The organism is Frigoribacterium sp. CFBP 8754, assembly GCF_014841815.1.
In the GTDB taxonomy this organism is placed as follows: domain Bacteria; phylum Actinomycetota; class Actinomycetes; order Actinomycetales; family Microbacteriaceae; genus Frigoribacterium; species Frigoribacterium endophyticum.
Genome location: NZ_JACYUO010000001.1, coordinates 105,592 through 121,805, shown reverse-complemented (window position 1 = coordinate 121,805; position 16,214 = coordinate 105,592). Strand labels below are relative to the sequence as shown.

General features: G+C 75.1%; 13 protein-coding genes. 7 read left to right on the top strand and 6 right to left on the bottom strand.

Going from position 1 to position 16,214, the window contains the following annotated elements; translation table 11 throughout:
• Nucleotides 1–4: 4 nt before the first annotated feature.
• From IFT72_RS00585 to IFT72_RS16290, 3 genes are all read right to left on the bottom strand, one after another.
• Nucleotides 5–319: a hypothetical protein gene (locus tag IFT72_RS00585; RefSeq protein ID WP_192045291.1), complete on the bottom strand. Its 315-nt coding sequence runs from the start codon at nt 317–319 to the stop codon at nt 5–7.
• A 318-nt stretch (nt 320–637) separates the two neighbouring features.
• Nucleotides 638–1,804 carry an RtcB family protein gene (locus IFT72_RS00580; protein WP_192045290.1) on the bottom strand — a complete coding sequence of 389 codons (1,167 nt, stop codon included), beginning with the start codon at nt 1,802–1,804 and terminating at the stop codon, nt 638–640.
• A 131-nt stretch (nt 1,805–1,935) separates the two neighbouring features.
• Nucleotides 1,936–2,070, bottom strand: a complete 135-nt coding sequence (locus IFT72_RS16290) for a hypothetical protein (RefSeq protein WP_255354131.1) — start codon at nt 2,068–2,070, stop codon at nt 1,936–1,938.
• Between the two features lie 292 nt (nt 2,071–2,362).
• Between IFT72_RS16290 and IFT72_RS00575 the strand changes: the two genes are divergently transcribed.
• Genes IFT72_RS00575 through IFT72_RS00565 form a run of 3 tightly spaced genes read left to right on the top strand, consistent with a single transcriptional unit; the run spans nt 2,363 to nt 7,628 of the window.
• Nucleotides 2,363–3,904 carry a pyridoxal-dependent decarboxylase gene (locus IFT72_RS00575; RefSeq protein WP_192045289.1) on the top strand — a complete coding sequence of 514 codons (1,542 nt, stop codon included), beginning with the start codon at nt 2,363–2,365 and terminating at the stop codon, nt 3,902–3,904.
• Complete coding sequence (locus IFT72_RS00570) at nt 3,901–5,253, top strand: lysine N(6)-hydroxylase/L-ornithine N(5)-oxygenase family protein (RefSeq protein WP_192045288.1); 1,353 nt, start codon at nt 3,901–3,903, stop codon at nt 5,251–5,253. The genes IFT72_RS00575 and IFT72_RS00570 overlap by 4 nt, the downstream gene beginning before the upstream one ends.
• A complete protein-coding gene (locus IFT72_RS00565; protein ID WP_192045287.1) occupies nt 5,250–7,628 on the top strand; it encodes a GNAT family N-acetyltransferase in 2,379 nt (792 codons plus the stop codon). Before IFT72_RS00570 ends, IFT72_RS00565 begins: the two co-directional genes overlap by 4 nt.
• Before the next feature lie 247 nt (nt 7,629–7,875).
• Here IFT72_RS00565 and IFT72_RS00560 read toward each other — a convergent pair whose 3' ends face one another.
• The gene (locus IFT72_RS00560; RefSeq protein WP_192045286.1) at nt 7,876–9,144 is read right to left on the bottom strand and encodes a GAF domain-containing protein; all 1,269 of its coding nucleotides are present in this window, start codon (nt 9,142–9,144) and stop codon (nt 7,876–7,878) included.
• Nucleotides 9,145–9,292: 148 nt separating this feature from the next.
• The gene (locus IFT72_RS00555) at nt 9,293–9,889 is read right to left on the bottom strand and encodes a hypothetical protein (RefSeq protein ID WP_192045285.1); all 597 of its coding nucleotides are present in this window, start codon (nt 9,887–9,889) and stop codon (nt 9,293–9,295) included.
• Nucleotides 9,890–10,207: 318 nt separating this feature from the next.
• Here IFT72_RS00555 and IFT72_RS00550 point away from each other — a divergent pair, with 318 nt between their 5' ends.
• Genes IFT72_RS00550 through IFT72_RS00535 form a run of 4 tightly spaced genes read left to right on the top strand, consistent with a single transcriptional unit; the run spans nt 10,208 to nt 15,480 of the window.
• The gene (locus tag IFT72_RS00550; RefSeq protein WP_056052592.1) at nt 10,208–11,140 is read left to right on the top strand and encodes a hypothetical protein; all 933 of its coding nucleotides are present in this window, start codon (nt 10,208–10,210) and stop codon (nt 11,138–11,140) included.
• Nucleotides 11,137–11,919 (top strand): ABC transporter ATP-binding protein, encoded by a 783-nt coding sequence (locus IFT72_RS00545; RefSeq protein ID WP_056052589.1) that lies wholly within the window; start codon nt 11,137–11,139, stop codon nt 11,917–11,919. The genes IFT72_RS00550 and IFT72_RS00545 overlap by 4 nt, the downstream gene beginning before the upstream one ends.
• 31 nt (nt 11,920–11,950) lie before the next feature.
• The gene (locus IFT72_RS00540; protein ID WP_192045284.1) at nt 11,951–14,344 is read left to right on the top strand and encodes an ABC transporter permease; all 2,394 of its coding nucleotides are present in this window, start codon (nt 11,951–11,953) and stop codon (nt 14,342–14,344) included.
• The gene (locus tag IFT72_RS00535) at nt 14,341–15,480 is read left to right on the top strand and encodes a ThiF family adenylyltransferase (RefSeq protein WP_192045283.1); all 1,140 of its coding nucleotides are present in this window, start codon (nt 14,341–14,343) and stop codon (nt 15,478–15,480) included. Before IFT72_RS00540 ends, IFT72_RS00535 begins: the two co-directional genes overlap by 4 nt.
• A 90-nt stretch (nt 15,481–15,570) precedes the next feature.
• Here the strand turns inward: IFT72_RS00535 and IFT72_RS00530 are convergent, their stop codons facing one another.
• Nucleotides 15,571–16,146 carry a DJ-1/PfpI/YhbO family deglycase/protease gene (locus tag IFT72_RS00530; RefSeq protein ID WP_056052581.1) on the bottom strand — a complete coding sequence of 192 codons (576 nt, stop codon included), beginning with the start codon at nt 16,144–16,146 and terminating at the stop codon, nt 15,571–15,573.
• Nucleotides 16,147–16,214: the final 68 nt, after the last annotated feature.

Here is a 16,214-nt window from a genome sequence, read left to right as displayed (position 1 = left end):
TTCGTCAGAGAGCGGCGAACCACTCCGCGTAGCGGGTGTTCTCGGCCATGCGCCGGGTCTCGTCGGGTGCGTCGTCGCTCCACCACACCGGCCCGCGCTCGCCGAGGCCCGTCTTGGCCGCGTCGACCCGGGCCTTCGCCGCCTCGACACCGGCGTGGTCGTCGGCCGACAGGGCCGTCTTCTTCGCGCGGCGGGCATCCATCAGCTCGTGGACGAGCTCGGACCGCCGCTCCTCCGGCAGGGCCGGGTCGGTGCGCCGCCACAGCCGGCCGCGCACGACGAGGTAGCGGCCGTCGGGGGTCACGAGCGGGTCGGTCACCGGGCCAGTCTGCCCGGGGCGCGTGCGGCGCGGCCGGGCGGCCCGCCGTGTCGACGACTCAGCAGGCACCCGCGCGAGCGAGCCCGCGCGGGCCGCCCGCGCCGCCGGCTCCTGAACCGTCGACACGACCGCCGCGCGCAGCGCCGCGACGACCGCGGCCCCGCCGCACCGCCCCCGCGGCCGGGCGGCCCGCCTCGTCGACGACTCAGGAGGCACCCGCGCGAGCGACCCCGCGCGGGCCGCCCGCGCCGCCCACTCCTGAACCGTCGACGCAGGTCGGCGGCGAGGAGGCGCGAGCCGCAGCCCGCGCCTCCCCCGCTAGTCGCCCTTGACGTTCACGATCTGGCGCAGCGTGTGCCGGATCGTCACGAGCTCCGCCGCGTCGGCCATCACCTGGTCGATCGGCTTGTACGCCGCGGGGATCTCGTCGAGGAACGCGTCGGTGTCGCGGTACTCGATGCCCTCCATCGCGGTGCGCAGCTCGTCGTGCGTGAACTTCTTGCGGGCGGCGCTCCGCGAGTAGGCCCGGCCGGCGCCGTGCGGCGACGACTCGAGCGCGACGGGGTTCCCCTTGCCCTCGACCACGTAGGAGGCGGTGCCCATGCTGCCGGGGATCAGCCCGGCCTGCCCCGCCCGGGCCGAGATGGCGCCCTTGCGGCTGAGCCACACGTCCTTGCCGAAGTGCCGCTCGCGCTGCGTGAAGTTGTGGTGGCAGTTGATCCGCTCCTGCTCCTCCACGGGCGCTCCGACCCAGTCGGCGAACTGGCGCACGACGCGGTCCATCATCTCCTCCCGGTTCAGCAGGGCGAAGCGCTGGGCCCAGCCGAGCTCGGCGATGTACCGGTCGAACTCGGCCGTCCCCTCGACGAGGTAGGCGAGGTCGGGGTCGGGCAGCGTGATCCACCAGCGCGTCATGGCCGCCTGGGCGACCTTGATGTGCGCCTGCGCGATCTTGTTGCCCACGCCCCGGCTCCCCGAGTGCAGGAAGAGCCACACGGCGTCCGTCTCGTCGAGGCTGACCTCGATGAAGTGGTTGCCGCTGCCGAGCGTGCCCAGCTGCAGCTGCCAGTTCTTGGCGTACGACGCGGGGTCGAAGCCCGCCTCGGCGGCCAGCGCCTCGAGCTCGGCGACGCGGGGCTCGGCCGTGGCGACGACCTTGCGGTTGTACGCGCCGGCCGAGGTCGGCACGGCCCGCTCGATCTGCTCGCGCAGCGGCTTGCGGTCGGCGGGCAGGTCGGCCGCCGTGAACTGCGTGCGCACGGCGATCATGCCGCAGCCGATGTCGACGCCGACGGCGGCCGGCATCACGGCGCCGAGCGTCGGGATCACCGACCCGACGGTGGCGCCGAGGCCCAGGTGGGCGTCGGGCATCAGTGCGAGGTGCGGGTAGATGAACGGCATCGTCGACGTCGTCCTGGCCTGCTGCGCGGTCTTCTCCTCGAGCAGGCTGGCCCAGCTGAACAGCCGGGCGGTGATCTTCTCCATGGTCCTCTCGGTCCTCTGTGGGGGGGGTGTCGTCGTCCGGGGCGGACGGACGCACTCCGACCCTGCAGTGTCGGTGGATGCGAGAGGTGCCCCGGCCCTCGTGGGCTGGGGCGTCGGGTGACGCGCGCGGCCTACGAGAGGGTGTCGAGTTCGAGCATGGTCTTCTCCTGCTGCTCGGGCGATGCGTACTGCCCGGGGTGCCAGGAGCGACCGCGGCCGTCGAGGAGGCGCGGTGCACGCAGGTCGGCGAAGGTGCGGTTCGACACGGTGCTGGCCTCTCTCTCGGGGGTGCTCGACGTCGACGAGGCGACGGGTCGTGCCGACGATCGGCACGAGAGGTGACAGTACAGCCCGGGCGTGTCGCTGTCCACACCCCGGGCGTGTCGCGCCCGTCGCCCCGGGCGACCTCCGGGTCGCCCTTTCGGCGGACACCCGGTGAACCCCTGGTCATGAGCCTGTTTCATCATGCGGCCCCGTCTTGCGATTTAGGTGAGCCTTGCCTAACCTCGGGCAGGCCGCAGAGAGCCTGCCGCGATCACGCACCACCGGGAGCCCACCGTGACCCACCTCCTGTCCGCCGCCACGGCCGACGCCTACGCCCGCTCGACGACCGCCGTCGTCGAGCGCCTCGCCGACCGGTTCCGGGTCGTCGACCAGCCGTCGTCGGGCGTGCCCCGCGCCGACCTCCAGGCCCTCGTCGACGCCGTCGACCTCGACGGCCCCGGCGCCGGCACCGACGCCGCCCTCCGCGAGGTGGACGAGCTCTTCACCCAGCACGCCGTCTGGTTCCACCACCCCGCCTACCAGTCGCACCTCAACTGCCCGGTCGCCCTGCCGGCGGTGGCCGCCGAGGCCGTGCTCGCCGCGGTCAACCCCTCGGTCGACACCTACGACCAGTCGACCGTCGGCACCCTCGTCGAGCGGCGGCTGATCGCCTGGACGGCCGAGCGCGCCGGCCTGCCCGCCGACACCGCGGACGGGGTGTTCACGTCGGGCGGCACGCAGTCGAACCTGCACGCCCTGCTGCTGGCCCGCGAGCGCGCCGCCGGGCGGGCCCGACGTCAGGACCTCGACGAGGAGGCGCGGCTGCGGAGCACGAGCGGGCCCGGTCGACGCCCCGACCGGCGCCCGCGCTCCCTGCACGAGGTCCTCGAGCGGATGGTGGTGCTCGCCACCGACCAGAGCCACTTCAGCGTCTCGACGGCCGCGCGGGTGCTCGGCCTGGGGCCGGACAGCGTCGTCGCCGTGCCCACCGACGACCTCGGCCGGATGCGGCCCGACGCGCTCCGGGTGACCCTCGACGCCCTCGTCCAGGCCGGCCACGTCGTCGTCGCCGTCGTGGCGACGGCGGGGACGACCGACCGGGGCTGCCTCGACCCGCTGGCCGCGATCGCCGACGTCTGCGACGACGCCGACGTCTGGCTGCACGTCGACGCGGCCTACGGCGGGGGCCTGCTGGTCTCGACGACGCGGCGGCGCCTCCTCGAGGGCGTCGAGCGGGCCCGGTCGGTCACCGTCGACTTCCACAAGACCTTCTTCCAGCCCGTGTCGTCGAGCGCGCTCGTCGTGCGAGACCGGGCCGACCTCGAGCCGCTCGCCTGGCACGCCGACTACCTCAACCCGGTGGGCGCCGCCGACCCGAACCAGGTCGACAAGTCGCTGCAGACGACCCGGCGGCTCGACGCCCTCAAGCTCTGGGCGACCCTGCGGGCCGTCGGTGCCGACGGGCTGGGAGCGATGATCGACCGCGTCGTCGAGCTGGGCGCGGCCGCGACCGGGGTCGTCCGCGACTCCCACGACCTCGACCTGATCGGCGAGACTCAGCTGAGCACGGTCCTGTTCCGCTGGAGCCCGGAGGGGCTGGACGACGCCGAGGCCGACCGGCTCGTGCCGCTCGTCCGACGCGCCCTGGTCGAGTCGGGGCGCGCCGCGGTCGCGCAGACGGTGATCGACGGGAGGCCGTGCCTGAAGCTCACGCTGCTCGACCCCGACACGACCCTGGCCGACGTCGAGGGGGTGCTCGACCTCGTCCGCGAGGCGGCGAGCGCCCTGCACGTCGGCAGCACCGACGGCGCGGCCAGCGCGGCGGTCGTCCGATGAGCGCCGTCCCCGAGCACGTCCACGACCTGGTCGGCGTCGGCCTCGGCCCCTTCGGGCTCGGCCTCGCCGCCCTCAGCGACCCCGTCGACGACCTCGACGCGGTCTTCCTCGACGCGGCCGACGGGTTCCGCTGGCACCCCGGCATGATGATCGAGGGCGCCACCATCCAGGTCCCCTTCCTGGCCGACCTCGTGACGATGGCCGACCCGACCTCCCGGTTCTCCTTCCTCGCCTGGTTGAAGCAGACCGGGCGCCTCTACCCGTTCTACGTCCGCGAGAGCTTCTTCCCGCTCCGCGTCGAGTACGACGCCTACTGCCGGTGGGTCGCCGACCAGCTCGGCACGCTGCGCTGGGACCGTCGCGTGACGGCCGTCACCGACCTCGACGACGGGACGCTGCTCGTGCACGCCGGCGACGAGACCTGGCGCACCCGGCACGTGGTGCTGAGCACGGGCACCGAGCCCGCCGTCCCGTCGCACCTGACCGGCCTCGACGGCCCGGTCGTGCACAGCGCCGACTACCTCGACGCCCGCGACCGGCTGCGTGACGCGCCCTCCGTGACGATCGTCGGCAGCGGGCAGTCCGCGGCCGAGATCTACCGCGACCTGCTCGACGGGGTCGGGCGCGAGGGCGTCGCGGGCTCCGGCGCCCGGCTCGACTGGGTCACCCGCTCCCCCCGGTTCTTCGCCATGGAGTACACGAAGCTCACCCTCGAGCTCACGAGCCCCGAGTACACCGACCACTTCCACGGCCTCCCCCTCGCCGAGCGCGACCGGCTCGGCCGCGAGCAGCGCAGCCTGTACAAGGGCATCAGCGGTGACCTCGTCGACGACGTCCACGAGACGCTCTACCGCCGCAGCGTCGACGGCCCGCTCGACACGACTCTCCTCACCGAGACCGAGCTCGTCGACGCGACCTGGGACGCCGACCGCGGGCTCTTCACGCTGGCCCTCCGTCACGCGCAGCTGGGCACGACGGCGGTGCGGCAGACCGCCGCCCTCGTGCTGGCGACGGGGTACGCCCCACGGTCGACCTCGGTGCTCGACCCGCTCGGCGACCAGGTCGAGCGCGACGCCCGTGGGCGCCTCGCCGTCGCCCGCGACCACAGCGTCGACGGCGGTCGCGGCCGCGTCTTCGTGCAGAACGGCGAGGAACACACCCACGGCCTCACCGCGCCCGACCTGGGCATGGGCGCCTGGCGCAGCTCGAGCATCCTCGCGTCGATCACCGGCCGCGAGGTCTACCCGGTCGAGCGGCGGGTCGCCTTCCAGACGTTCGGGCTGCCGACCGAGGAGTCGCGGGTCGGCTCCCCGGGAGCCCCCGCCGCCGAGGGGGTGACGGTCCGATGACCGCGGTCGCCGAGCACCGCGCCTCGTGCGGGCTGGTCACGATCGAGCCGTTCGAGGCGCACCCGCACGCGGTGCCGCTGCGGCGCTGGCTCTCGCACCCCGCCTCCTCGTGGTGGGGCATGGCGGGCCTCAGCACCGACGAGGTCCGCGCCCACCTCGCCGCGATCGAGGCCGACCCGCACCAGCGGGCCTGGCTGGGCCGCGTCGACGACGAGCCGCTCTTCTACGTCGAGACGTACGACCCCACGCGCGTGCTGCTGGCGGAGGTGCCCGAGGTGCGCCCCGGCGACGTGGGCGTGCACCTGCTCGTCGCTCCGCCGGTCGAGCGACGCGTGCACGGGCTGACCTCCGCCGTGATGGCCGCCGTGACGGGCTTCGTGCTCGACGGCCTGGGGGCGACCAGGGTGGTCGTCGAGCCCGACGTGCGCAACGCGGCGGTCAGGGCGAAGAACGACGAGGCGGGCTTCCGCGTGCTGCGTGAGCTCGAGCTGCCCGACAAGCGTGCGGCCCTGTCGGTGCTGACCCGCGACGACCGTGCCGCGGCGCACCTCGCGCCGGAGCCGATGGCGGTCGCCCACCGGCACCTCGTGACGAAGGCCCTCGCCGAGTTCTCGCACGAGCGGCTGCTGGCGCCGGCCTACCGGGGCGACGACGCGTACGAGGTGGTGCTCGCCGCGCTGCCGCGGCACGACGCGGCGGCGGGCACGGCCGCGGTGCCGGCCGTCGCCCCGACGCGGACGCCGACCCCGACCCCGACCCCGACCCCGACCGTCGCCTACCGCTTCCGCGCCCGGCGGCTCGCCCTCGAGCACTGGGCCATCGACGAGGCGAGCGTCACGCGCACGGTCGACGGGCGCCCCGCCCCGCTCGACGCCCTCGAGCTGGTCGTCGAGCTGCAGCCCCTCCTCGCCGTGCCCGAGCACCTCCTCGCCACCTACCTCGAGGAGGTCTCGGCGACCCTCGCCGGCCTCGCCCACAAGCACCACCGGGGCGGGCCGTCGAGCGAGCAGCTGACGACCGCCGACCACGCGACGATCGAGGCGGCGATGACCGAGGGCCACCCCTCCTTCGTCGCGAACGCGGGCCGGATCGGGTTCGGGCTCGACGAGTCGCGGGCCTACGCCCCGGAGAACGGCGAGCCCGTGCGCCTGCTCTGGCTGGCGGCCCGGCGCGCCCACGCGCACCTCGCCCTCGGGCGGGGCCTCGACGAGGCCGCCCACCGCCGCGCCGAGCTCGGCGACGAGACGCTGGAGCGCTTCGCGGCGACCCTCCGCGGCCGGGGCCTCGACCCCGACGACTTCCACCTCCTCCCGGTGCACCCGTGGCAGTGGCAGCACCGCGTCGCCGTCACCTTCGCCGCCGACGTCGCCCGCCGCGACCTCGTCCTGCTCGGCGAGGGCGACGTCGAGCACCGGGCGCAGCAGTCGATCCGCACGTTCTTCGCCCCGACCCACCCTGGGCGCAGCTACGTCAAGGTCGCCCTGGCGATCCAGAACATGGGGTTCCTCCGCGGTCTCTCCCCCGAGTACATGCGACCGACGCCGGCGATCAACGACTGGGTGCACGACCTCGTCTCGGCGGACCCGACCCTGCGGGAGGCGCGGTTCCGCGTCCTCCGGGAGCGCGCCTCCCTGGGGTACACCGGCGACGTCTACCACCGCACCGCGACGGCGTCCCCGCAGCGGAAGATGCTCGCGGCGCTCTGGCGCGAGAGCCCGGTGCCGCTGCTCGCCCCGGGCGAGCGGCTGGCGACGATGGCGGCGCTGCTGCACCGCGACCGCGACGGGCACGCGCTGGCGACGGCGATGATCCGGGCCTCCGGCGTCGGCGCCGAGCGGTGGCTGCGGTCGTACCTGCACGCCTACCTGCGGCCCGTCGTGCACTGCCTGCTCGCCCACGACCTCGCCTTCATGCCGCACGGCGAGAACGTGATCACGGTGCTGCGCGACCACGTGCCCACGGGCGTCGTGATGAAGGACATCGGCGAGGAGGTCGCCCTGCTCGCCGAGCCGTCGTCGCCCGACGAGCTGCCGCCCGAGCTGCGCCGCGTCGTGTCACCGGTCGACGACCGGGAGAAGGCGCTGGCCGTCTTCACCGACGTCTTCGACGGGGTGCTGCGGCACCTCGCGGCGATCCTCGACGTCGACCGGGTGCTGCCGGAGGCGCTCTTCTGGCGGCTCGTCGCGGAGTGCGTCGACCGGCACGCGGTCGAGCACCCCGGGCTGCACGGCGCCGTCGACCTGCGGGCGGCCCGGTTCGACCACTCGTGCCTGAACCGTCTGCAGCTGCGCGACACGAGGCAGATGGTCGACCTCGGGGCGCAGTCGTCGTCGCTGATCTACGCGGGCACCCTGCCGAACCCGATCGCCCGCTGAGGAGGCGCGGGGCGAGGGCGCGGGGCAGGGCGAGGGGAGCACGGCCGGGTCGGACCCGAATCCCCCCGGCCGCGCCCCGTCGGCGGGTGCCGACCGTCGACCGGGCCGGAGGCCTCACGTGCCCGGGACCTGGTCGACGCTACCGGTCGACACGTGTCGCGTCAGGGGGGTGGCCAGACGGGAGCCCGGGCCGTAGGAGCCCGACCGCCCGGATCGGGGTACGCGCTGTACCCCGGACCGGGCCTGCTCAGGCCGCGGGCGTCCGCGCCGGGAGGTCCTGCAGCTCGCGCTGCACCTGCAGCGCCAGCTCGCGGAGCAGCACGAGGTCGACGCTCTCGGCGCTGCGCGGCACGACGTCGGTCACGCAGAGCGCCCCGACCCGCACGCCGTCGGCCGTCTCGACCGGGTGGCCGGCGTAGAACCGCACCGACGGGTGCGACGCGAAGCGCGGGTCGGCCCAGGCGTCGGGCACGACGAGAGCCTGGCCGTCGCGCACCGTGTGGGCGCAGAACGAGTCGGCGATCGGCTGCTCGACGCGCATCTGGCCCGAGACGGCCTTGTTCCACTGGCGGCCCTCGTCGATCAGGGCGAACGAGGCGCCCTGCCCGCCGAGCAGCACGCGGGCGCGCTCGACGATCTCGTCGAACCGCTTCTCGGGCGGGGTGTCGAGCAGGCCGAGGGCGCGCACGGCGGCGAGCTGGGCCTCGGCGTCCTGCGGGGCGTGCCGGGCGCGACGGGCCGTCGCACCTCGCTCGAGCTCGCGGTCGATCAGGGGGGCGAGCAGGGCGGCCTGGTCGGCGGCCCAGGCGCCGTAGCGCAGCACCTGCAGGCGGCGGTCGGCCGTGCCGCCGGCGGCCGAGCCAGCCCGGCCCTGCTCGGCCGAGCCCGACCGGGCCTGCTCGGCCGAGCCCGTCGACGGCACCGGCGGCAGCAGGAAGTGCAGGCGCTCGCGCCCCGCGCAGAGGTCGGCCGACAGCCGGTTGAGCACGCCGGCCTGCTGGTCGGCCGCCCCGCCGCGGGCGGCGCCGAACTTCTGGACCGAGCTCGGGGGCTGGATGCCGACCACGAGCAGGTGGCAGCTCGGGTCGGTGGCCTGCTCGAGCTGCGACAGCAGGGCGCAGAGGTGGCTGCTCCAGCGGTGGCCGGGCAGCAGCTGGAGGGCGTCGCTCATGCCGAGCACGACGACCACGGCGTCGTAGCCGCGGAGGGGGCGCGACGCGGCGAGCTCGTGGGCGGTCGCGACGGTGACCTGCGGGTCGGCCAGGGCGTCGACGTCGGCGCCGCGCCCGGTCAGGGCGGAGAGCCGGCGGGCGAGGTGCCCCGGCAGCGCGAGGTCGTGGCTGCGGACGCCCCAGCCGACGGCGGGGCCGTTGCCGAACACGAGCACGCGGTCGGGGTCGGTGCCCGGCGCGTGCGCCGAGGGGGCGTCGTCGGGGCGGGGCGTGGTGAGGAGGTCGTCGACGACGCGGTAGCGCCCGCGGGCGACCGTTCGGACGGCTCGGTGCATCAGGGACATGCGGCAGCTCCGTCCCCGGGTGACGGGAGAGAGGGTGGCGGGTCGGGCGGGGGCGGGGCCTGACCGTGGACGTTCGATCCTGGCCCACGCAGCCCGGGGCGGCAAGCCCCCGGACGGGGGCGCGGGGAGTCGCGGGTCGAGCCCCCGGTCACCCCCGGTCGTCGGGGCTGCGCCGCGCCTCCCCCAGCGCGGCGAGGTCGTCGCCGAGACCGGCGAGCCGCTCGTCGCGCTCGGCCTCGTAGGCGGGGTCGACGGCGCCCGCGGCGCGCACGCGCGTGACGACGGCGGAGCCGACGTCGGCCCAGGCGCGCTCGACGGCGGAGGCGACGATCCCGTCGATGTAGTCGCGGTCGGAGCGGAGGGCGTCGAGCCGGTCGGCGACGGCGACGTAGGTGTTCTCGCGGAACCACAGGGTCGCGTCGTCCGCGCTCCGGTAGTCGTGCTGGTGGCGGGAGCGGCCGCGGCTGCCCTTGGTCTTCGCGCGGGCGGCCTCGATGCGCTTGTTCTGGTAGCGCTGCTCCTCGGCGAGCCGGTGCAGGGTCCGGCCCACCGCCTCCGCGGTCTCGTCACGGTCGAAGACGTCGTCGTCGCGCAGGGCCCTGACCACGATGCGGTTCGCGACCGACACGACGGCCGCGGCCCGCGCGATGAGCAGGCCCTCCCCCACGGCGCGCTCGAGGGCGACCGGGTCGACCGGGGCCGGGTCGACGCCGTCGTCGGCACCGCGGTTCCTCGACCACCTCATGCCGCTGCCTCCTGATCCGGACGCCCACGTCCGCGTCGGACGTCCACCCCCGATTAAAGCCCCTCCGGAGGCGCGGCTCGTCACGCGCCCGCCCTTGCACGCCACGGGACCGACCAGTATGTTCGATGTCACCCTCCGGACGTCACGTCCAGGAGGGTCGACTCGACGACGAGAGGAGGTGACCATGACGAAGACGACCACCTCGACGCTGAAGCCGGGAGCTGCGGCGCGATGCGACCGCGGCAACTGCATGTGCACGTGACCTCTCGCGGCGGGGAGCCCCGTCTCCCCGCCGCGCCGACCTGACCGAGGAGCACCGTGCACCTACCCCTCTTCACCCTCTTCACGCTGCGTCGCGACCGGCAGCTGTGGGAGGCCCTCCGTGCCGCAGGCCCTGTTCGAGCGTGGGCCCTCATGTCCGAGCTCGCCGCCCTCGACCGCCCGCTCCACGACGCCTGCGCGGAGCCCGACCAGACGGCCGCCCATGTCGAGGCTCAGACACGGGCCTTCATGGAGCTGGCGCCGGCGCTCGACGAAGAGACGGCGACGGCTGCGGCCCGGCGGTTCGCCACGTACGGCCCCCGCCTCCAGCTCGAGTCGACCTTCCTGTCGCTCTGGCTCTCCGACGACCGGACGCTCTTCCAGGACGTCGTCGAGATCCGCGGCCTGGAGCACCTCGTCGAGGCCCAGCGCCGCGGCGGGGTGCTCGCCCTCCCGCTGCACCTCGGCCCGTCGTACGCCGTCCCGCTGGTCCTCGCGCACCTGGCGCCGACGAGGTTCGTCTACAACCGCATGAACGTCGCCGACCTCCGTGACGTCGCGTTCCCCGACCTCGACGTGGAGGCGTTCCCCGTCGACGACGCGGTGACCTTCCGCCGCGGGCTGGAAGCCCTGCGGGCGGGTCAGGTCTTCGCCATGTTCCCTGAGTTCGACCCGAGGGGGCAGGGGCTGCGCCACGCTCGTGTCCCGTTCCTCGGCACGACGGTCCTCGCGCCCGAGGGGCCCGTCCTCCTCAGCCGTGCCGCCCGGGTGCCGATGCTGCCGATCGTCCTCGACTCGGACGGCGGCGGGCACTTCACCCTCAGGTTCCTGCCCCCCGTACCTCCTCCCCTCGGCGACACGACGGGCCGGCAGGCACTCGAGTCGCTGTGGCGGGTCGTGGAGTCACAGCTCCTCGACGGCCGGGTCGGCGACTGGGAGATGTGGATCGAGTTCGACCTGATGTCACCGCGACGGGGAGAGCCGACGTGAGCGAGGGGCGCACGCTCGTGCGCGCCGTCGGCCTGCGTCGGGAGTTCCCCAGCCGTGGCGGGGTCGAGACGGTGCCGGTCGTCGACGGGGTCTCGCTGGAGGTCCGCGACGGTGAGTTCGTCGCCATCGTCGGGCGCAGCGGGTGCGGCAAGACCACGCTCCTCCAGATGCTGGGCGGGCTCGACGCCGTCGACGGAGGAGAGCTCGAGGTGGCCGGGACGGACCTGGTCGGGGCCGACGAACGAGCCCGCGCGCGCTTCCGGCGTCGGCACCTCGGCTTCGTCTTCCAGTCCTTCCACCTGGTGCCGACACTGACCGTGCTCGAGAACGTCGGAGCGACGGCGCTCATCGACGGTCGCCGGCGCGAGGACTGGGCCCCGGAGGCTTCCCGGCTCCTCGACGACCTCGGGCTCGCGTCCCTCGCACCGCGGCTGCCGCAGGGTCTCTCCGGGGGGCAGCAGCAGCGCGTCGCCGTCGCGCGCGCCCTGTTCGGGTCGCCGGACGTCCTGATGGCCGACGAACCCACGGGCGACCTGGACTCCTCGACGGGCGCGACCGTGCTGACGATGCTGCGGTCGGCCGTGGAGTCAGGCGCCGTCGGCTGTGCGCTCATGGTGACCCACGACGCGGTCGCCGCGAGCCGCACCGATCGGGCGATCGCCCTGGCGGACGGCCGGGTGGTGGCGCAGCTCGACGTCGCCCGCGCCCGACACGACCAGGAAGGAGCGGCCGATGTGGTCGAGCGCGTGCACGCTTGGATGGCGTCACTGGCGCGATGACGCTCGTCACCACGCCCTGTCCACGGCTGCGGTGGCCGTCGGTGCGGCCCTCGTCGTGGCGACGCTGCTGACGAGCGACGCGGCGGAGCGGGCGACGGACGACCGGCTGGACGCCCTGGTCGCCTTCGGCGACGTCGCACTGGTGGCATCGGCGGGGACGGACGTGATCTCGTCCACCTCGCTCGACGAGATCGCCGGGCTGCCCGGCGTCGCCCGTCTCCTGCCGACGTTGAGCCACTCGAGCGTCGCAGCGGCACCGTCGCACGGGTCCGGCGGAGGCGTCTCGGTCGTGACCGAGGTGACGGTGACCGGGTACCCCTCCGACGCCGCCGACCTCATGGAGCGGGCGCTCGTCTCCGGCGCGTCCCCGACGGCGGCGTCGGGCGACGCAGTCCTGCCCCGGGACCTCGCGGACGAGCTCGGCGTCGACGTCGGGGACACCCTCGGGGTGAGCAGCACGGCGGGCGGCCGGGAGTTCACCGTCTCCGGGCTCGCCGACGACGCGGCCCTCGGCCTCTTCGGCGGAGACACCGTCTTCGTCGACCTCGCCTCGGCGCGCGAGGCGTTCTCCGAGCCCGACGGGGCGACCCGTGTCGACGTGGAGCTCCAGCCGTCCGTCCGGACGACCTGGGCCACGGACCACGCCGGAGACCTCCCCGCCGGGGTCGAGGTGCAGGACACCTCGGCGTTCGCGACGGCCGTCGAGCCCGTGCTGGCCGTGCAGTCGCTCGTCCTCGCGGCCTGCTCGACCGTGGCGCTCGGACTGACCGCCCTGCTCACCGCGCACACCCTCCGGGCGTCGACACGGCGACGGGCGTCGACCTGGGGAGCGCTGCGCGCCCTCGGCGCACCGGGCCGCTGGACGGCAGCGGCCGTGCTCGTCGAGGCGAGCCTGGCCTCCGCGCTCGGGAGCAGCCTCGGGGTGGTCGTGGGGCTGGTCGGCGGCGTGCTCGCCGCCCCCGGCGCCGTCCCGTCGCTCTCGTCCATGGCGGGTCTCGGCGTCGTCGGCGTGAGCGTGGGGACGGTGGCCGGCCTCGCGGGCGCCGCCGCGGCCGCCCGCGACGTCGCGCGGAGCCGACCGGTCGACACGCTGGGCGGGGCGGAGAGGCGGCGGGGCGTGATCGCGCGCAGTCTCGCGACCTGCCTCGTGACGGCCGTCGGTGTGGCCCTGGCGACGACCGGGGGCCCCCTGGGCCGCGGCGTCGCCGTCGCACTCGCGGTCGTGCTCTGCGTCGTGGGGACGCCGCTGCTCCTGGCCGCACTCGGCCGTCTCCTGCGCCACTCCCGCCGCTGGCGCGTCGCGACGGCCGCCCGCCGGGCCTCGGCGTCCGGGGCGTCCGCCTCCGTGGCCGCGCTCTGTGCCCTCGTGACCTGCTTCGCGACCGCGGCCGCCATCACCCTGTCGACCGTCGCCGCCGCGACGCTCGACCAGGTCGAGCGCCAGTTCGGGGCCGACGTGCAGGCGAGCGTCCCCGTGGCGCTCCCGGACGACCTCACCGACCGCGTGCGGGGCGTGCCCGGGGCGGAGACGGTGTCGGCCTCGGTCTCGGGCAGGGCCCTGGCCGTCGCGGGCGTGCGCACGTCCGACGTCGGCCTCGTCGGCGTCGACGCCTCGAGCTGGTTCGACGTGGCCTCCGTGCCGTGGGTGGACGGCGACGACGACGACGCCCGCGATGCCCTGGCGCGAGGGGAGGGCGTCCTGCTGCCCGTCTCCGTGGCCACCGTGCTGGGGACCACCCTGGGCGACCCGGTCGTCGTGCAGCACGGCGGTCGCACGACCTCGCTCGTGGTGGTGGGCACCTTCGCCTCGTTGGTCACCGGCGACCAGATCGTCGTCGACGTCGGCACGGCCCGATCGCTCGGCTTCGCGGGTGCGTCGGCCTGGGACATCGCGACCTCGCCCGGTGCCGACCCCGACCTCGTCGTCCGCGGCGTCGACGACGTGTTCGCCGACGTCCCGGGGAGCTCCGTCGTGACAGGGGCCCAGATGCGCGCCCGAGCCGTCTCCGAGCTGGGGGCCTCCTCGGGCGCGCTCGTCGCGGTGGTCGGCGTCGGCGTCGCCTTCGGTGCCCTCGCGGCCGCCGGCACGTGGGCGACCGAGGCGTCGCGACGGCGACGAGAATTCGCGACCTGGAGGGCCGTCGGAGCCCAGGGCAGCGACGTAGGGCGGCTCCTCGTGCTCGACGCCGCCCTCGTCGTCGCCGCCGCCGTCGCGGGCGGCCTCGCCTGCGGGGTCCCGGCGGGCCTGCTGGCGACGACGCTCGTCGCCGAGGCCCTCGGCACGGCCCTCGCGCCGCAGGTGCCCGTCGTGGGCCTCCTCGCCTGCTGCGTGGTCGTCGCGACCGCGATCCTCACCTCCTCAGGGGTGACCGCTCGCCGGACGGCAGCGTCGCCCACCGTCCTCGCCCTCCGGGAGGCTCCGTGAACGACCCGTCCGTCGCTGCCGCCGTCGTGACGACGCCCCCGATCCTGCGCCTCCGCCGGGGCCTCGTGGTCGAGCACGCCCCGGGCGCGCTCCGCGTCACGTCGATGGCCACGCGCGAGGTGATCGAGTACGCCGTCGACGACCACGTCGTCGACCTCCTGGCGTGTCTCGACGGGACCCTCGACCGGGGCGGCGTCCACCGTCGCCTGCAGGAGGCGGGACACCTCGTCTCCCTGGGCGTCGTGGACGCCGTCCTCGCCGTGCTGCGCGGCGACGGGCTGCTGGCGACGGGCCCGGACGCAGCGGGTGCCGACCCTCGACGGACGGCCCAGCTGCGCTTCCTCGACGAGCTCGCCTCGCTGCACCCGGCCCCCGGGCGTGACGCCGCCTCCCTCCAGGCGTCCCTGGTCGCGTCGAGGGTCGTCGTGCTCGGAGTCGGAGGCGCGGGGTCGACGGTCGTCGCCGCGCTCGCCCGCGCGGGCGTCGGGGAGATCGTCGTCGTGGACGCCGACGTGGTCGAGGTGTCGAACCTCGACCGGCAGCCGCTCTTCGACACCGACGACGTGGGCAGCCACAAGGTCGTGGCTGCGGCGGCTCGCGTCGCGACCGTCGACCCCGCCGTCCGGGTCGTGCCGGTGCCCCTCCACGTCCGGGGCCCGGCAGATCTCGATCCGCTCCTCGACGGAGTCGACCTGGTGGTGAGCTGCGCCGACCAGCCGAGCGTGGCCGCTGCCTCCGGGTGGGTGGCCGACGCAGCGTGGCCTCGCGGCCTCCCCCACATCGTCGGCGGCGCCTACGGCAGTGCCCTCGGCGTCCCGGGGTTCACGGTCGTGCCGGGATCGACCGCCTGCTGGTGGTGCGCCCGGTCGGCGGCGACGGGCCCGGACGACGACCCCTCGTGGCAGGCCGCCCTCGTGACTCCGCGAGGAGGGACGATCTCCGCCGTCACCGGCCTGGTCGGGAACATGACCGCGTGGGAGGCACTTCGGGTGCTGCTCGGTCTGCCCCTCGGCTTCTCCGACCGGCTGCTCGAGCTCGACCTGATGACGATGCAGTGGCACGAGACGAGCGTGTCGAGACGACGGTCGTGTCCGTGTGCCGGTGGTGCCTCTGCTCCTGTTCCTCCTCCTGCGTGACGGGACGCGGCCAGCGACCGACGAGGCCCCCGGCCGTCCGCACGGAGGCGGCGGCTCGGGGGCCCGGACGCGAGGGCGTCGACGAGACGGCTAGGCGCCCGCGGGCTCCGTCGTCAGCGCGTCGCGGACGGCGCCGACGAAGTCGTCGAGGTCGTCGGGCGTGCGCGACGTGACGAGCGTGAAGCCGCCCTCGACGTCGGTGACGACCGAGCGGTCGACCCAGCTGCCGCCGGCGTTCGTCGCGTCGGTGCGGAGCGAGGCGAAGGAGGTGAGCTCCTTGCCCTTCAGCAGGTCGGCCTCGACGAGGAGCCACGGCCCGTGGCAGATCGCCGCGACGGGCGCACCGGCCGAGGCGAAGGCCTTCACCAGGGCGACCGCGGCGTCGTCCTGGCGCAGCGTGTCGGCGTTGATGGTGCCGCCGGGCACGAGCAGCAGGTCGTAGTCGGCCGCGGAGGCCTCCTCGATGGTGGTGTCGGGGCGGACGGACTGCCCCGGGTCCTTGTCGCCGACGAGGGTCTCGACGGGGCCGGTCGACTGGGCCGCGACGACGACGGTGGCGCCGGCCGCGCGCAGGGCCTCGGTCGGCACGACGAGCTCGTCCTGCTCGACGCCGTAGTTGGTGACGATCGCGAGAACGCGGCGACCGGTGAGATCGGTGTCTGCCATGGGGGTTCCTCCTCGGTGGCCCGCCGGGCGGGCCTCGTGTGATGACCCTCCTGGTCTACGCCGGGCCA

Excerpts from the sequence above, each read along its gene's own strand:
- IFT72_RS00560 (WP_192045286.1), bottom strand. The coding sequence starts at position 9,144 with ATGTCCCTGATGCACCGAGCCGTCCGAACGGTCGCCCGCGGGCGCTAC.
- IFT72_RS00580 (WP_192045290.1), bottom strand. The coding sequence starts at position 1,804 with ATGGAGAAGATCACCGCCCGGCTGTTCAGCTGGGCCAGCCTGCTCGAG.
- IFT72_RS00565 (WP_192045287.1), top strand. The coding sequence starts at position 5,250 with ATGACCGCGGTCGCCGAGCACCGCGCCTCGTGCGGGCTGGTCACGATC.
- IFT72_RS00570 (WP_192045288.1), top strand. The coding sequence starts at position 3,901 with ATGAGCGCCGTCCCCGAGCACGTCCACGACCTGGTCGGCGTCGGCCTC.
- IFT72_RS00555 (WP_192045285.1), bottom strand. The coding sequence starts at position 9,889 with ATGAGGTGGTCGAGGAACCGCGGTGCCGACGACGGCGTCGACCCGGCC.
- IFT72_RS00530 (WP_056052581.1), bottom strand. The coding sequence starts at position 16,146 with ATGGCAGACACCGATCTCACCGGTCGCCGCGTTCTCGCGATCGTCACC.